11 protein-coding genes and 1 riboswitch are annotated in these 14680 nt (G+C 58.0%); of the genes, 9 read left to right on the top strand and 2 right to left on the bottom strand.

The window, feature by feature from the left end:
- The first annotated feature begins 68 nt into the window (after positions 1 to 68).
- From leuA to leuD, 4 genes are read left to right on the top strand one after another with little or no spacing between them, the layout of a single operon-like run.
- Positions 69 to 1631 (top strand): 2-isopropylmalate synthase, encoded by a 1563-nt coding sequence (leuA, locus tag ACR8BF_RS15890; RefSeq protein WP_292985441.1) that lies wholly within the window; start codon positions 69 to 71, stop codon positions 1629 to 1631.
- Between the two features lie 2 nt (positions 1632 to 1633).
- A complete protein-coding gene (gene leuB, locus ACR8BF_RS15895; protein ID WP_434745261.1) occupies positions 1634 to 2725 on the top strand; it encodes a 3-isopropylmalate dehydrogenase in 1092 nt (363 codons plus the stop codon).
- A gap of 3 nt (positions 2726 to 2728) precedes the next feature.
- Positions 2729 to 4135 carry a 3-isopropylmalate dehydratase large subunit gene (gene leuC / locus ACR8BF_RS15900; protein ID WP_292985439.1) on the top strand — a complete coding sequence of 469 codons (1407 nt, stop codon included), beginning with the start codon at positions 2729 to 2731 and terminating at the stop codon, positions 4133 to 4135.
- A gap of 3 nt (positions 4136 to 4138) precedes the next feature.
- Positions 4139 to 4744 (top strand): 3-isopropylmalate dehydratase small subunit, encoded by a 606-nt coding sequence (gene leuD, locus ACR8BF_RS15905; protein ID WP_008925570.1) that lies wholly within the window; start codon positions 4139 to 4141, stop codon positions 4742 to 4744.
- 39 nt (positions 4745 to 4783) lie between these two features.
- Here leuD and ACR8BF_RS15910 read toward each other — a convergent pair whose 3' ends face one another.
- Complete coding sequence (locus tag ACR8BF_RS15910) at positions 4784 to 5962, bottom strand: MFS transporter (RefSeq protein ID WP_179897640.1); 1179 nt, start codon at positions 5960 to 5962, stop codon at positions 4784 to 4786.
- 253 nt (positions 5963 to 6215) lie between these two features.
- Between ACR8BF_RS15910 and sgrR the strand changes: the two genes are divergently transcribed.
- The 4 genes from sgrR to thiQ all read left to right on the top strand — a co-directional run bounded on the left by sgrR (position 6216) and on the right by thiQ (position 11319).
- Positions 6216 to 7877, top strand: a complete 1662-nt coding sequence (gene sgrR, locus ACR8BF_RS15915; RefSeq protein ID WP_434745262.1) for an HTH-type transcriptional regulator SgrR — start codon at positions 6216 to 6218, stop codon at positions 7875 to 7877.
- Between the two features lie 35 nt (positions 7878 to 7912).
- Positions 7913 to 8015: riboswitch (TPP riboswitch) on the top strand.
- A 46-nt stretch (positions 8016 to 8061) separates the two neighbouring features.
- A complete protein-coding gene (gene thiB, locus ACR8BF_RS15920; protein ID WP_434745263.1) occupies positions 8062 to 9048 on the top strand; it encodes a thiamine ABC transporter substrate binding subunit in 987 nt (328 codons plus the stop codon).
- On the top strand, positions 9024 to 10631 hold the full coding sequence (thiP, locus tag ACR8BF_RS15925) for a thiamine/thiamine pyrophosphate ABC transporter permease ThiP (protein WP_434745264.1): 1608 nt from the start codon (positions 9024 to 9026) through the stop codon (positions 10629 to 10631). The genes thiB and thiP overlap by 25 nt, the downstream gene beginning before the upstream one ends.
- Positions 10618 to 11319, top strand: a complete 702-nt coding sequence (thiQ, locus tag ACR8BF_RS15930) for a thiamine ABC transporter ATP-binding protein ThiQ (RefSeq protein WP_314985551.1) — start codon at positions 10618 to 10620, stop codon at positions 11317 to 11319. The genes thiP and thiQ overlap by 14 nt, the downstream gene beginning before the upstream one ends.
- Before the next feature lie 3 nt (positions 11320 to 11322).
- On the opposite strand, the gene ACR8BF_RS15935 is transcribed toward thiQ, so the two are convergent.
- Complete coding sequence (locus ACR8BF_RS15935) at positions 11323 to 12087, bottom strand: DedA family protein (RefSeq protein ID WP_179897631.1); 765 nt, start codon at positions 12085 to 12087, stop codon at positions 11323 to 11325.
- Positions 12088 to 12256: 169 nt separating this feature from the next.
- On the opposite strand from ACR8BF_RS15935, the gene polB reads away from it, so the two are divergent.
- Positions 12257 to 14617 carry a DNA polymerase II gene (gene polB, locus ACR8BF_RS15940; RefSeq protein WP_434745949.1) on the top strand — a complete coding sequence of 787 codons (2361 nt, stop codon included), beginning with the start codon at positions 12257 to 12259 and terminating at the stop codon, positions 14615 to 14617.
- Positions 14618 to 14680: the final 63 nt, after the last annotated feature.

A 14680-nucleotide genomic window follows, 5' to 3' on the forward strand; every position in this document is an offset into this window, starting at 1 on the left:
AAACCCGCGCCTGTCGCGGGTTTTTTTATGCTCGTTGCCAGGCCAGAAAAAGCATAAGGATGAATACGATGAGCCAGCAAGTCATTATTTTCGATACCACTCTGCGCGACGGTGAGCAGGCGTTACAGGCCAGCCTGAGTGTGAAAGAAAAATTGCAGATTGCGTTAGCGCTGGAGCGCATGGGCGTGGATGTAATGGAAGTTGGTTTTCCGGTCTCCTCACCGGGCGACTTTGAGTCTGTACAGACCATTGCGCGGACCATCAAAAACAGCCGTGTCTGCGGACTGGCGCGCTGTGTAGAAAAAGATATCGACGCAGCATATGAATCACTGCGCGTTGCCGAAGCCTTCCGCATTCATACCTTTATCGCCACCTCCCCAATGCACATCGCGACCAAACTGCGCAGCACGCTGCCAGAAGTGATTGAGCGTGCGGTGCAGATGGTGAAGCGTGCGCGTAACTACACCAGTGACGTTGAGTTCTCCTGCGAAGATGGCGGCCGTACCCCGATTGATGACCTGTGCCGGATGGTCGAAGCCACAATTAACGCTGGTGCGACCACCATCAACATCCCGGATACCGTTGGCTACACCCTGCCAGGCGAATATGCTCACATCATCAGTGAACTGATGAACCGCGTTCCCAACATTGATAAAGCGATTATCTCTGTGCATACCCACGATGACCTGGGCATGGCAACCGGTAATGCCCTGGCTGCCGTCCAGGCAGGCGCGCGTCAGGTTGAAGGCACGATGAATGGCCTGGGTGAACGTGCCGGTAACTGTGCGCTGGAAGAGGTGATCATGGCGATTAAAACCCGACAGCAGATCATGAACGTCCACACCAATATCAATCATCAGGAAATTTACCGTACCAGCCAGATGGTCAGCCAGATCTGCAACATGCCAATCCCAGCGAATAAAGCAGTGGTCGGCTCCAATGCTTTCGCCCACTCCTCCGGTATCCATCAGGATGGCGTGCTGAAGAACCGCGAGAATTATGAAATCCTGACGCCTGAATCAATCGGTTTACACAAAATTCAGCTGAACCTGACTTCACGTTCAGGCCGTGCGGCGGTAAAACATCGTATGGAAGAGATGGGCTATGCCGAACAGGATTACAATCTGGATACGCTGTATGACGCCTTCCTGAAGCTGGCCGACAAAAAAGGTCAGGTCTTCGATTACGACCTGGAAGCACTGGCCTTCATCAACAAACAGAATGAAGAACCTGAGCATTTCCAGCTGCACGAATTTAATGTCCAGACCGGTTCCAGCATGACGGCCACCGCCTCTGTTAATCTGGGCTGCGGCGATATCGCCAAATCTGATGCAGCCACCGGTAATGGCCCGGTTGACGCAGTTTACCAGGCGATTAACCGCATCACCCAGTTTGACGCTGAGCTGGTTAACTACAAACTGACCGCGAAAGGCCACGGCGAGAATGCGCTGGGTCAGGTCGATATCGTCATAAGCTACAACGGCCGCAAATTCCACGGCATTGGTCTGGCGACCGATATTGTGGAGTCCTCCGCTAAAGCGATGGTCAACGCCCTGAACAATATCTGGCGTGCCCGTCAGGTTGAACAAGAATTGCAGCGCAAATTTAAAGACCAGAAGGAAACCGTATAACCATGTCCAGCTCATCTCATATCGCAGTTTTACCCGGTGACGGTATCGGCCCGGAAGTGATGGCGCAGGCGATGAAAGTGCTTGATGCCATTCGTCAGCGCTTTGATATGCAGATCACTACTCAGGAATATGCGGTCGGCGGCATTGCTATCGATCAGCATGGCGAACCCCTGCCACCGGCTACGGTTGCAGGCTGTGAGCAGGCCGACGCGATCCTGTTTGGTTCCGTTGGCGGTCCGAAGTGGGAGCACTTACCGCCCGCATCACAGCCGGAGCGTGGCGCGCTGCTGCCGCTGCGCAAACACTTTCAGCTGTTCAGTAACCTGCGTCCGGCTGCGCTCTACAGCGGTCTGGAAGCATTTTGCCCGTTGCGCGCCGACATTGCTGCCAAAGGCTTCGACATTCTGTGCGTGCGTGAACTGACCGGCGGCATCTATTTTGGCCAGCCGAAAGGACGCGAAGGCAGCGGCCCGGAGGAGCGTGCTTTTGATACCGAGGTCTATCACCGTTTCGAAATCGAGCGCATCGCCCGCATCGCGTTTGAATCGGCGCGCAAACGTCGCAACAAAGTCACCTCGGTTGATAAAGCCAACGTACTGCAGACCTCGGTGATGTGGCGTGAAATCGTCAACGAAGTGGCGAAAGAATACCCTGACGTGCAACTGAGTCATATCTACATCGACAACGCGACCATGCAGTTGATCAAAGACCCGTCGCAGTTTGACGTGCTGCTCTGCTCCAACCTGTTTGGTGACATTCTCTCTGATGAGTGCGCCATGATTACCGGCTCGATGGGTATGCTGCCGTCAGCCAGCCTGAATGAAACGGGCTTTGGCCTGTTCGAACCAGCGGGTGGTTCAGCGCCGGATATTGCCGGTCAGAATATTGCTAACCCGGTCGCCCAGATTTTGTCCCTGTCCCTGCTGCTGCGTTACAGCCTGAATGCCGATGCGGCTGCCGACAGTATCGAACGCGCCATCAGTCGTGCGCTGGAACAGGGCTACCGCACCAGCGATTTAGCCGGTGATGGCCCCGCGGTCAGCACAGATGAGATGGGCAGCATCATTGCCCGCTTTATCGCCGAGGAAAAATAAAAAATGAAAACCTTATACCAGAAGTTATTTGATGCACATGTCGTCCACGAAACGCCAGAAGAAACCCCGTTACTCTATATTGATCGCCATCTGATCCATGAAGTGACGTCACCACAGGCCTTTGATGGTCTGCGTGCGCACGGACGTAAAGTCCGTCAGCCGGGCAAAACCTTTGCCACCATGGACCACAACGTTTCTACGCAGACCAAAGATATTAATGCGTCGGGCGAAATGGCGCGTATTCAGATGCAGGAGCTGATGAAGAACTGCGCAGAGTTTGGCGTACAGCTCTATGACCTGAATCACCCGTTCCAGGGTATTGTCCACGTTATTGGCCCTGAGCAGGGCATGACGCTGCCGGGCATGACCATTGTGTGCGGCGACTCGCACACTGCGACGCATGGCGCATTTGGCTCACTGGCCTTTGGTATCGGCACCTCCGAAGTGGAACATGTGTTTGCCACTCAGACCCTGAAACAGGGTCGGGCGAAAACCATGAAGATTGAAGTGCTGGGCCAGGCCTCCACTGGCATTACCGCAAAAGATATCGTGCTGGCGATCATCGGTAAAACAGGCAGCGCAGGCGGCACCGGCTATGTCGTTGAGTTCTGCGGCCCTGCGATTCAGGCGCTGAGCATGGAAGGTCGTATGACCCTGTGCAACATGGCCATTGAGATGGGGGCGAAAGCGGGCCTGGTGGCACCGGATGAAACCACCTTCAGCTATCTGAAAGGTCGCCAGTTCTCACCTGAGGGAGAGAAATGGGAGCAGGCAGTCGATTACTGGCGCACCCTGAAGTCTGATGAAGGCGCGAAGTATGATGCAGTGGTCACGCTGCATGCAGAAGAAATCGCACCGCAGGTCACCTGGGGCACCAACCCGGGTCAGGTGATTGCCGTTGATCAGGTGATCCCGAATCCGGCTTCATTCGCCGATCCGGTTGAGCGCGCCTCAGCAGAAAAAGCGCTGGCCTACATGAACCTGCAGCCGGGCATCAGACTGACCGATGTCGCAATTGATAAAGTGTTTATCGGCTCCTGCACCAACTCACGCATTGAAGATCTGCGTGCCGCCGCCGCCATCGCCAAAGGCCGTAAAGTCGCGCCTGGCGTGGTTGCTATGGTGGTGCCAGGTTCGGGCCCGGTTAAAGCGCAGGCCGAAGCAGAAGGCCTGGATAAAATCTTCCTGGAAGCGGGCTTTGAATGGCGCCTGCCAGGCTGTTCAATGTGCCTGGCGATGAACAATGACCGTTTGAATCCGGGCGAGCGTTGCGCCTCTACCAGCAACCGTAACTTTGAAGGCCGTCAGGGCCGTGGTGGACGTACCCATCTGGTCAGCCCGGCCATGGCCGCGGCGGCTGCCGTGACCGGCCACTTTGCCGACATCCGTGAACTGACGACAGGAGCTTAAGTCATGGCGAATAAATTTACTCAGCATACCGGGATTGTTGCGCCGCTGGATGCCGCGAACGTCGACACGGACGCAATCATTCCTAAGCAGTTTTTGCAGAAGGTCACCCGCACCGGTTTCGGTCAGCACCTGTTCCACGACTGGCGTTTTGAAGATGACGCCGGCACGGTGCCGACGCCTGGCTTTGTGCTGAACAAGCCGGAGTTTAAAGGGACCAGCATCCTGCTGGCGCGCGAGAACTTTGGCTGCGGCTCCTCACGTGAGCATGCGCCCTGGGCACTGACCGATTTCGGTTTCCACGTGGTAATTGCGCCGAGCTTCGCCGATATCTTTTATGGCAACAGCTTCAACAACCAACTGCTGCCGGTGAAATTAAGCGAAGAGGAAGTGGATGAGCTGTTCAGACTGGTTGCAGCCCAGCCAGGCATCAGCTTCACGGTCGATCTGGAAGCACAGACGGTGACGGCAGGCGACAAAGTCTATTCGTTTGAACTCGACAGCTTCCGTCGCCACTGCATGATTAATGGCCTCGACAGCATCGGCCTGACGCTGCAGCATGAAGCCTCTATTTCGCAGTATGAGCAGAATCAACCCGCCTTCCTGCGCTGATTGCGTTAAAGCAGGGCGACATCGGGTCGCCCTTCTTCTTTATACGTCGCGCACCCGCGCCGACATCACCAGCGCCACTATCGCCAGCCCGAATGCCAGCCAGTAAACCGCCTCATGACCCAGTCGCTCACTCAGCGTTCCCTGAATAACCCCCGCCAGAATCATGCCCGTTGAGATCGAATTGGTGAACATGGTGGTCGCAGCACCCGGTCGTCCTGGCATCAGATCCTGGAACCACAGCATCCCTATACCCGCTATAATCCCGACAAACACCGCGTTAAACAGCTGTAACACCATCAGCGAGGTGCGGGAATTGAACAGCACCAGCCCCAGATAAAACAGGACGCCCGCCGCCACCGCAATCAGCATTAACCGCCGCTTACCGAAGCGGCGCGCGTAATGACCCGCCAGCAGCATTACCGGGATCTCCAGCCCGGCAGCCGTTCCCATCAGCAGACCGGCCAGCTTCTCCGGCAGACCCAGCGTGGTGCTGATATAGAGCGGCATATCGATGATATACATGGTGTTACAGGTCCACATCGCGACTGAAGCCAGGAACAGCAAACGCACGTCGCGATCGCGCCAGCCGCTCAACGGCAGCCCGCCGCTTTGCATCAGCGGCTGCGAACGTGGCACCGACGGCAGGGTAAACCAGACCAGCAGAATACAGAGCAGAAACAGTAACGCGGCCACCATAAATAGCGTCACAAAGCCGTAGTTCAGCGCCAGCGCGAACGATAATGGCGGCCCGATCACCCACGCCAGCGACAGCTGCGCACGCATCACCGAACTGAACATCACCGCTTCACGCGCCGACTGATCGGCATACTCTCTCGCCAGCGCAAACAGCTGAGGCATTGAGACGCTGGCCAGCGCCGACAGCAGCACACCGAGCGTCAGCAGGGTCAGATAATCGCGGGTAAAGGCAAACAGCAGCGCATTGATCAGCGCCATCAGACAGCAGAAGAGAATGATATGACGACGATCGCCGACGCTGTCTGAGCGCTTTGCCACCAGCATACTCACTACGATACCGGCCACCGCATTGATGGTGAAAAACAGCCCGACCCAGAAGGGCCGCGCCTGCACCTCGCGCGTCAGAAACAGGCTGAGCGTCGGCGCCTGCAGTGCGCCCGCGATGCCCAGCATGAACGAGGCGACCATAAAGGCGAGGTAAACCGGATTGATACGGCGCTGCCGCGTTAACAGCGATTTCATAGCGAAATCCCTTACAGAACAAACAGAGGGGAAAAAAGAAGGGTAGACGATACCGTGCAACATGAAAAAAGCCAGCAGAGATCATCTGCTGGCGGTGTAAACGCACCCTACTCAGAAAAGCACTCCGCTGAACAGCGCAGTGAGGGTTGAACGCCATTCACTGTGAATGCCTCCCGCTCTTCCCACCGCGTAAAGTTTGCTCTTAAAATAGGGCAGGAAAAACAGAGCGCTTTTCACAGGGAGTTCCCCTTTTATGTCCTCATCACGTCTGAAGCAGCAGTTCATCCGCCTGTGGCAAAGCTGTCAGGGCCAGACGCAGGCGATCACGCTCAGCGAACTGGCTGATCTGCTGCACTGCTCGCGCCGCCATATGCGCAATCTGCTCAATCGGATGCAGGCCGCAGGCTGGCTGACCTGGCAGGCTGAAGCCGGACGCGGCAAGCGATCGCAGCTTATCTTCTGCTACACCGGCCTGGCCCTGCAGCAGCAGCGTGCCGAGGATTTGCTGGAACAGGATCGCATCGAGCAGCTGGTCCGGCTGGTAGGCGATAAAAACCAGGTGCGGCAGATGATCAGCGCGCACCTGGGGCGCAGTTTCCGGCAGGGCAAGCATATCCTGCGGGTGCTCTACTATCGTCCGCTGCTTAACCTTTTGCCCGGCTCGCCGCTGCGGCGCTCGGAAACCCACATTGCCCGACAGATTTTCAACGGTCTGACGCGGATAAATGAGGAAAACGGGGAAATCGAACCCGATATTGCGCACCACTGGCAGCAGACCTCCCCGCTTCACTGGCGCTTCTTCCTGCGTCCGGCGATTCGGTTCCATCATGGCAGAGAACTGGAGATGGAGGATGTGCTCGCCACGCTGGAGCGTCAGCGCCCGCATCCGCTCTTTTCCCATATTGCGCAGATCGACTCGCCTGCCCCCTGGACGCTGGATATCCGTTTAAGTCAGCCCGACGAGAGTTTGCCCTGGTTACTGGGCAGCGTCAGTGCAATGATCCTGCCGCGCGAATGGCCCACGCTGCACGACTTTGCCCGCCAGCCAGTTGGCACCGGTCCTTACCGGGTGATCCGCAATCAGGAGAGCCAGCTCAAGATCGAAGCGTTTGATGACTATTTTGGTTTTCGCGCCCTGATTGATGATGTCTCTATCTGGGTACTGCCCGACATCAGTGATGAGCTGGTCTATGCCGGGGTTCGTCTGCAGGGCGACAGCGCCGATGAAGTTCAGGAAGAGAGCCGTCTCGAAGAGGGCTGCTATTATCTGCTGTTCGACCAGCGTTCAGAGCAGGGCCGCAGCGAGGCAGTCCGGCGCTGGGTCAGCTACCTGTTTAACCCCATCGCCCTGCTCAATCACGCGGGTGTGGGCTATCAGCGCTACTGGTTCCCGGCGTATGGTCTGCTGCCGCGCTGGCATCATCGCCGTGACCTGACGCCAGTGGAAAAACCGCCTGGCTTAACCCATCTGACGCTGACCTGGTACAGCCAGCACGTGGAGCATGAAGGCATCTCGAATGCGCTGCGTCCCCTGCTGGCAGAGCATGGCGTCACGCTGGAGACCCGTGAGATCAGCTACGAAAGCTGGTATCAGGGCGAAGCGGAGAGTGATATCTGGCTGGGAAGCGTGAACTTTACCCTGCCGCTGAATTATTCACTGTTCGCGCAGCTTTATGAGATCCCGCTGCTGCATCATTGTCTGGCGATCGACTGGCACGGCGATGCGGCCCGCTGGCGCGAGAAAACGCTGCCGCTGGCCGAATGGAGCAAACAGCTGGTCGAAGAAGCCGGTTTGCATCCGCTGTTTCACCACTGGCTACTGCTTGAAGGACAGCGCAGCATGCGCGGCGTGCGGATGAATACGCTGGGCTGGTTCGATTTTAAATCGGCCTGGTTCGCACCACCGGTGCTGTGATGCTTTCGCGCCGGCGCTGAAATGACTAGAATGTGACGTTCTCAACGGGGTGCGGCCTGCTACAAGCAAGCCGCTGAGAGAGACCCGTCGAACCTGATTCGGTTAATACCGACGTAGGGATTTGAGAGGCCTCTGTGCTCAGATCCTTTGCGACTCATCCCCTATTCTCCTGAAGGAGCGCAAAGTGTTAAACAAAGTTCTGCCGGTGCTGCTGTTACTCTCCGCCCCCGTTCTGGCGGCTAAGCCGGTTCTCACGGTCTACACCTACGACTCCTTCTCCGCCGACTGGGGCCCTGGCCCGGCGGTTAAAAAAGCTTTTGAAGCACAGTGCAACTGCGAGCTGAAATTCGTCACGCTGGAAGATGGCGTGTCGCTGCTGAACCGCGTGCGGATGGAAGGCAAAAACAGTAAAGCCGATGTGGTGCTGGGGCTGGATAACAATCTGGTGCAGGCCGCGCAGAAAACAGGTCTGTTTGCCGAAAGTCAGGTCGACACATCGAAACTAAAGCTGCCCGATGGCTGGCACAACACCACCTTCGTGCCGTTCGATTATGGCTACTTCGCCTTTGTCTATGACAAAACCCGGCTGAAAAATCCGCCAAAAAGCCTGAAAGAGCTGGTCGACAGTCCGGAGAAGTGGCGGGTGATCTACGAAGATCCCCGCACCAGCACGCCCGGCTTAGGTCTGCTGCTCTGGATGCAGAAAGTCTATGGCGATCAGGCTCCGCAGGCGTGGCAAAAGCTGGCGCAGAAAACTGTGACGGTCACCAAAGGCTGGAGTGAAGCCTATGGTCTGTTCCTCAAGGGCGAAGGCGATCTGGTGCTGAGCTACACTACCTCTCCGGCTTACCACATCATCGAAGAGAAGAAAGAGAACTACGCCGCTGCACCCTTTGCTGAGGGTCACTATCTGCAGGTCGAAGTTGCGGCGCAGTTAGCCAGCAGCAAACAGCCGGCGCTGGCACAGCAGTTCATGAAGTTTATGGTCTCACCTGACTTCCAGCGCACCATCCCCACCGGCAACTGGATGTACCCGGTAATCCACACGCCGCTGCCAGCGGGTTTCACGGCGCTCAGCGTGCCTTCTACTGCTCTGCAGTTCTCGCCGGAAGAAGTGGCCAGCCAGCGTTCGAACTGGATTAGCCAGTGGCAACGCGCCGTCAGCCGCTGATGCCGCGCTGGCTGATTCCCGGTTCCCTCGTCACGATATTGTTGACCATCGTGGCATTCATGGCGTTCGGTGCACTCTGGAGCGCCGCGCCGGATACGGACTTACGCGGCGTGCTGCAGGATGACTACCTGCATCACGTTATCGCGTTCTCTTTCGGTCAGGCCCTGCTCTCCGCCGTGCTGTCACTGCTGCCTGCGGTGCCGCTGGCGCGGGCGCTCTATCGACGCCGTTTCCCTGGTCGTCTGCTGCTGCTGCGCCTGTGCGCCATGACGCTGGTGCTGCCGGTGCTGGTCGCGGTGTTCGGCCTGCTGACCGTCTATGGTCGTAATGGCTGGCTGGCGCAATTGTGCCAGCTGGCAGGGATGGGTTATCACTTCTCCCCGTATGGTCTGCCAGGCATCCTGCTGGCGCACGTCTTCTTTAACCTGCCGCTGGCAACCCGCCTGATGCTGCAGGCTCTGGAAAGCATCCCCGCAGAACAACGCCAGCTGGCGGCACAGCTCGGCCTGCGTGGCTGGCATCATTTTCGTCTGCTGGAGTGGCCATGGCTGCGGCGTCAGCTGCTGCCGACCGGTGCGCTGATCTTTATGCTCTGTTTCGCCAGCTTTGCCACTGTGCTGTCGCTGGGCGGCGGTCCGCAGGCCACCACCATTGAGCTGGCGATATTCCAGGCGCTGAGTTATGACTACGATCCCGGACGCGCAGCGCTGCTGGCGCTGATCCAGCTCAGCTGCTGTCTGACGCTGGTGCTGCTCAGCCAGCGCTTCAGCAAGGCGATTCCCGCCGGAACCAGCCAGCTTAACGGCTGGCGTGATCCGCAGGATTCACGCGGGGCACAGCGGGTCGATGCGCTGCTGATCGGGCTGGCGCTGATTCTGCTGCTGCCCCCGCTGGCGGCGGTCATCGTCGATGGTCTGCATGGCGGACTGCGCGGCGCGCTGGCGCAGCCTGCACTGTGGCAGGCCACCTTTACTTCACTGCGCATCGCCATCGGTGCCGGTCTGATCTGTGTGGTGCTGACCATGATGCTGCTGTGGAGCAGTCGGGAACTTCGTCTGCGCCAGCGTCCGGCGGCGGCACAGTTGATCGACACAAGCGGCATGCTGATTCTGGCGATGCCAGGCATTGTGCTCGCCACCGGCTTTTTCCTGCTGTTTAACGCCACTGTTGGCCTGCCTGATTCGGCTGAAGGACTGGTGATCTTTACCAATGCGCTGATCGCCATTCCCTATGCGCTGAAAGTGCTGGAAAACCCGATGCGGGATGTCGCAGAGCGCTACGGCAGACTCTGCGATTCACTGGACATTCACGGCTGGAACCGGCTGCGGCTGATTGAGTTGCGGGCGCTGAGACGTCCACTGGCCCAGGCGCTGGCCTTTGCCTGCGTGCTGTCGATTGGTGATTTCGGCGTGGTGGCACTGTTTGGCAGTGCCGACTTCCGTACACTGCCGTTCTACCTTTATCAGCAGATTGGCGCCTATCGCGGCGCAGATGGCGCGGTCACCGCCCTGCTATTGCTGTTGCTCTGCTTATTGCTGTTCACGCTAATGGAAAAATTACCAGGCCGCCATGCTGACTCTTGATAACCTCACTTACCTTTATCAGCATCTGCCGATGCGCTTCAGCCTCACTGCCACGCGCGGTGAGCGCATCGCGATTCTTGGCCCGAGCGGGGCGGGTAAAAGCACTCTGCTGAGTCTGATCGCCGGTTTCCTGCCGGTAAAACAGGGCACGCTGATGATTGACGGCCAGGATCACACCCACAGCGTCCCGGCCAGACGACCGGTCTCCATGCTGTTTCAGGAGAACAACCTGTTTCCGCACCTCAGCGTGCAGCAGAACATGGCGCTGGGACTGCATCCGGGATTAAAACTCAGTACTGCACAGCGCCAGCAACTGGCCGAACTGGCCGATCAGGTGGGATTAGGCGATCTGCTGGCCCGCCTGCCGGGCGCGCTGTCGGGTGGGCAGCGACAGCGCGTGGCGCTGGCACGTTGCCTGCTGCGTGACCGTCCGGTGCTGTTGCTGGATGAGCCTTTTTCTGCGCTGGATCCCGCCCTGCGTGGCGAGATGCTGCAACTGGTGCGTTCGGTGTGCGAAGCGCGCAGCATTACACTGCTGATGGTGTCGCACAGTCTGGAAGATGCACAGCAGATTGCACCGCGTAGCGTAGTGATTGTGGATGGACGGGTTTACTGGGATGGCGAGACCCGACAACTGCTGTCGGGCGACACGCGGGAGGCCGAAGTGCTCGGCATCCCGCGTCGTTAAGTGTCAGGCGAAGAAAACCTGCCACAGCAGATGACGGAAAATGGGCATCATCGGATGGAACTGAATACCAGCGAACGCCGCGACGGCGATCACCAGCCCCAGCGGTCCTGCCCAGCGCAGGCGCTCAGGTGGCAGCCAGGCGGTGGCCCAGTCGCGACTCTTGCCGCTGCGCCACCAGCGCCAGCATAACCAGCCACCCAGCCAGATCAGCAATGCTGCGCCGAGTAACAGCCATTTAAAGCTGCCGCCCTGCGCGGCTTTCGGCACATCGATCGCCACACCCGCCAGGATACCAGGCAGCAGATAGAGCGGCGGCCAGAGAATGCAGCCGATAAGGTTCGGCGGCAGGAACTTACGCACCGGCAGCTCCAGCATACCGGCCGCCAGCGGGATCAGCGGACGCGTAGGCCCCACAAAGCGTCCGACCAGAATCGTAAACATGCTGTGCTGATGCAGGGCGTGCTCGGTTTTATCCAGCAGACCTTTATACTTTTGCAGATATTTCCAGCGGTGCAGCGGCCCCTGAAATTTCCAGCCGATGCCGTAGGAAACCCAGTCACCAATCAGACAGCCCGCAAATCCTGCCGCCCAGGCAGGATAAAGGCCCAGTTCGCCACTGCCGATCAGTGCGCCCAGGCTGGCCATCATCACTGTACCTGGCAGCAACAGCCCGACCAGCGCCAGCGACTCCAGAAACGTCACCAGTGCAACGGCAAACAGCGCCCACTCCAGGGACTGCGTAATCAGTTGTTGAATCCAGGCTTCCATAATCATCCTAAGTAAAAGCAGAAGGCTGGATTGTCCAGAGCCAGCCACACAGCGTCAAGGCAAGAATTGTAGGACAATGTTGACAAAACGCAGCGGCGGGAACTGTATAAATATCCATGATATACTTAAGCCGTTTTCTCACCCCTGAATTGCTGAGTCCGGAGAACATCTGAATATGCCCCGCGCAGGTTTTCTGCTCACCCGCCACTGGCGCGACAGCCCGCATGGCACCGAAATTATCCTCTGGCTCGCCACTGATGCCGGTGCACAGCGCGTGGTGCTGCCGGTACAGGAGTCCGTCGCGTTTATTCCCGAGGAATTTCAGTCGCAGGTCAGCGAACTCCTCAAAGATGAACGTCAGTTTCGGATTCAGTCCCTGGCGCTCAAAGATTTCCGCCGTCGTCCGGTGTTTGGCCTCTACTGCTCACAGAACCGTCAGCTACAGCGCATCGAAAAACGGCTCCGCGAACAGGGTATTCCGGTTTATGAGGCGGATATCCGCCCGCCGGAGCGCTACCTGATGGAGCGTTTTATTACCGCGCCCGTCTGGTTTGACGGCGAGCAGCACGGCGACAGTGTGGTCAATGCGCGCCTCAAGCCCCATCCCGACTATCGCCCGCCACTGAAGTGGGTCTCGCTGGACATTGAAACCACGCAGCATGGCGAGCTTTACTGCATCGGGCTGGAGGGCTGCGGTCAGCGCCAGGTCTACATGCTCGGCCCCGCCAACGGCGATGCCAGCACGCTGGATTTTGAGCTGATCTATCTCGACAGCCGCCCACAGTTGCTTGAGGCGCTGAACCAGTGGTTTGCCGATCATGACCCGGACGTGTTGATTGGCTGGAACGTGGTGCAGTTTGATCTGCGCGTGCTGCAAAAGCATGCCGACCGCTACGGTATTCCGCTACGTCTTGGCCGTCAGCAGGCCGCACTGGAGTGGCGTGAACATGGCTTCAAGCCCGGCGTTTTTTTCGCTCAGGCCAGCGGCCGGTTGATCATCGACGGCATTGACGCACTGAAATCGGCATTCTGGGATTTCCCGTCGTTCAGCCTGGAAGCGGTGTCGCAACAGCTGCTGGGTGAAGGCAAAGCGATCGATAATCCCTGGCAGCGCATGGAGGAGATTAACTGGCGATTTGCCAACGATAAGCCCGCGCTGGCACGTTATAACCTGAAAGATTGCGAGCTGGTGACGCGCATTTTTCACAAAACGGCGATAATGCCTTTCCTGCTGGAACGCGCAGCGGTCAATGGCCTGGCCGTCGATCGTCACGGCGGTTCGGTAGCGGCCTTTGGTCACCTCTATATTCCGCGGATGCATCGTGCCGGGTTTGTTGCCCCGAACATGGGTGATGTCGCCCCTGAAGCCAGTCCGGGCGGCTATGTAATGGATTCGCGCCCCGGCCTGTATGACTCGGTGCTGGTACTGGATTATAAAAGTCTTTATCCGTCGATTATCCGCACCTTCCTGATCGACCCGGTAGGGCTGGTCGAAGGACTGGCCCATCCTGATGATGCCGATTCGGTCGAAGGTTTTCGCGAAGCGCGTTTCTCCCGGCATACCCACTGCCTGCCTGCGATCGTAGAGCAGATCTGGCTGGGTCGTGAAGCGGCGAAAAAGCAGAAAAACCAGCCGCTGTCACAGGCACTGAAGATCATCATGAACGCCTTTTACGGCGTGCTGGGTACCAGCGCCTGCCGCTTCTTTGATCCGCGTCTCGCCTCCTCGATTACCCTGCGCGGTCACGCCATCATGCAGCAGACCCGCACGCTGATTGAGGCGGAAGGCTATGACGTCATCTATGGCGACACAGACTCCACCTTTGTCTGGCTGAAATCCGCCCACAGCGAAGAGCAGGCCGCCGCGATTGGTCAGCAACTGGTGCGGAAAGTGAATGCCTGGTGGCGTGACCACCTGCAGCAGACTCATGGGCTGACCAGTGCACTGGAGCTGGAATATGAAAACCACTTCTGTCGTTTTCTGATGCCGACCATTCGTGGCGCGGAACAGGGCAGTAAAAAACGCTACGCCGGACTGATTCGTGACGCCGCCGGTGAGCGCATGATCTTTAAGGGGCTGGAGTCGGTGCGGACGGACTGGACGCCGCTGGCAAAAGCGTTTCAGCAGCAGCTCTATCACCGTATCTTCCACCGCGAGCCGTGGCAGGACTACATCCGCACTACCGTGGCGCAGCTGCTGGCAGGTGAACTTGACGATCAGCTGATCTACAAAAAGCGTCTGCGACGTCCGCTGAAGGAATATGAACGAAATGTGCCCCCACACGTGCGCGCCGCCCGGCTGGCCGATGAGCAGAATCGCAAATTAAACCGGCCTTTACAGTACCAGAATGGTGGCCGGATTCGTTACGTCATTGCTACGGCAGGCCCTGAGCCACTGGAGGCGCGCAGCACACCGCTGGACTATGACCACTACGTGACGAAGCAACTTCAGCCGGTCGCAGAGGGGATTTTGCCCTTTGTCGAAGGGGACTTTGCTACACTGATTACCGGACAGCTGGGGCTTTTTTGACAGGTGACGAACGCCCTGCCATCCAGTACCATAGCGCCCTTCCTGAAACTCACCGCTCTTACA

Origin of the sequence: Candidatus Pantoea rara (assembly GCF_051136265.1) — a bacterium.
Taxonomy (GTDB): domain Bacteria; phylum Pseudomonadota; class Gammaproteobacteria; order Enterobacterales; family Enterobacteriaceae; genus Pantoea; species Pantoea rara.

What these genes read in the sequence shown, in the direction of transcription:
- leuA (WP_292985441.1), top strand. Translation starts at nt 69, where the DNA reads ATGAGCCAGCAAGTCATTATTTTCGATACCACTCTGCGCGACGGTGAG.
- leuB (WP_434745261.1), top strand. Translation starts at nt 1,634, where the DNA reads ATGTCCAGCTCATCTCATATCGCAGTTTTACCCGGTGACGGTATCGGC.
- leuC (WP_292985439.1), top strand. Translation starts at nt 2,729, where the DNA reads ATGAAAACCTTATACCAGAAGTTATTTGATGCACATGTCGTCCACGAA.
- leuD (WP_008925570.1), top strand. Translation starts at nt 4,139, where the DNA reads ATGGCGAATAAATTTACTCAGCATACCGGGATTGTTGCGCCGCTGGAT.
- ACR8BF_RS15910 (WP_179897640.1), bottom strand. Translation starts at nt 5,962, where the DNA reads ATGAAATCGCTGTTAACGCGGCAGCGCCGTATCAATCCGGTTTACCTC.
- sgrR (WP_434745262.1), top strand. Translation starts at nt 6,216, where the DNA reads ATGTCCTCATCACGTCTGAAGCAGCAGTTCATCCGCCTGTGGCAAAGC.
- thiQ (WP_314985551.1), top strand. Translation starts at nt 10,618, where the DNA reads ATGCTGACTCTTGATAACCTCACTTACCTTTATCAGCATCTGCCGATG.
- ACR8BF_RS15935 (WP_179897631.1), bottom strand. Translation starts at nt 12,087, where the DNA reads ATGGAAGCCTGGATTCAACAACTGATTACGCAGTCCCTGGAGTGGGCG.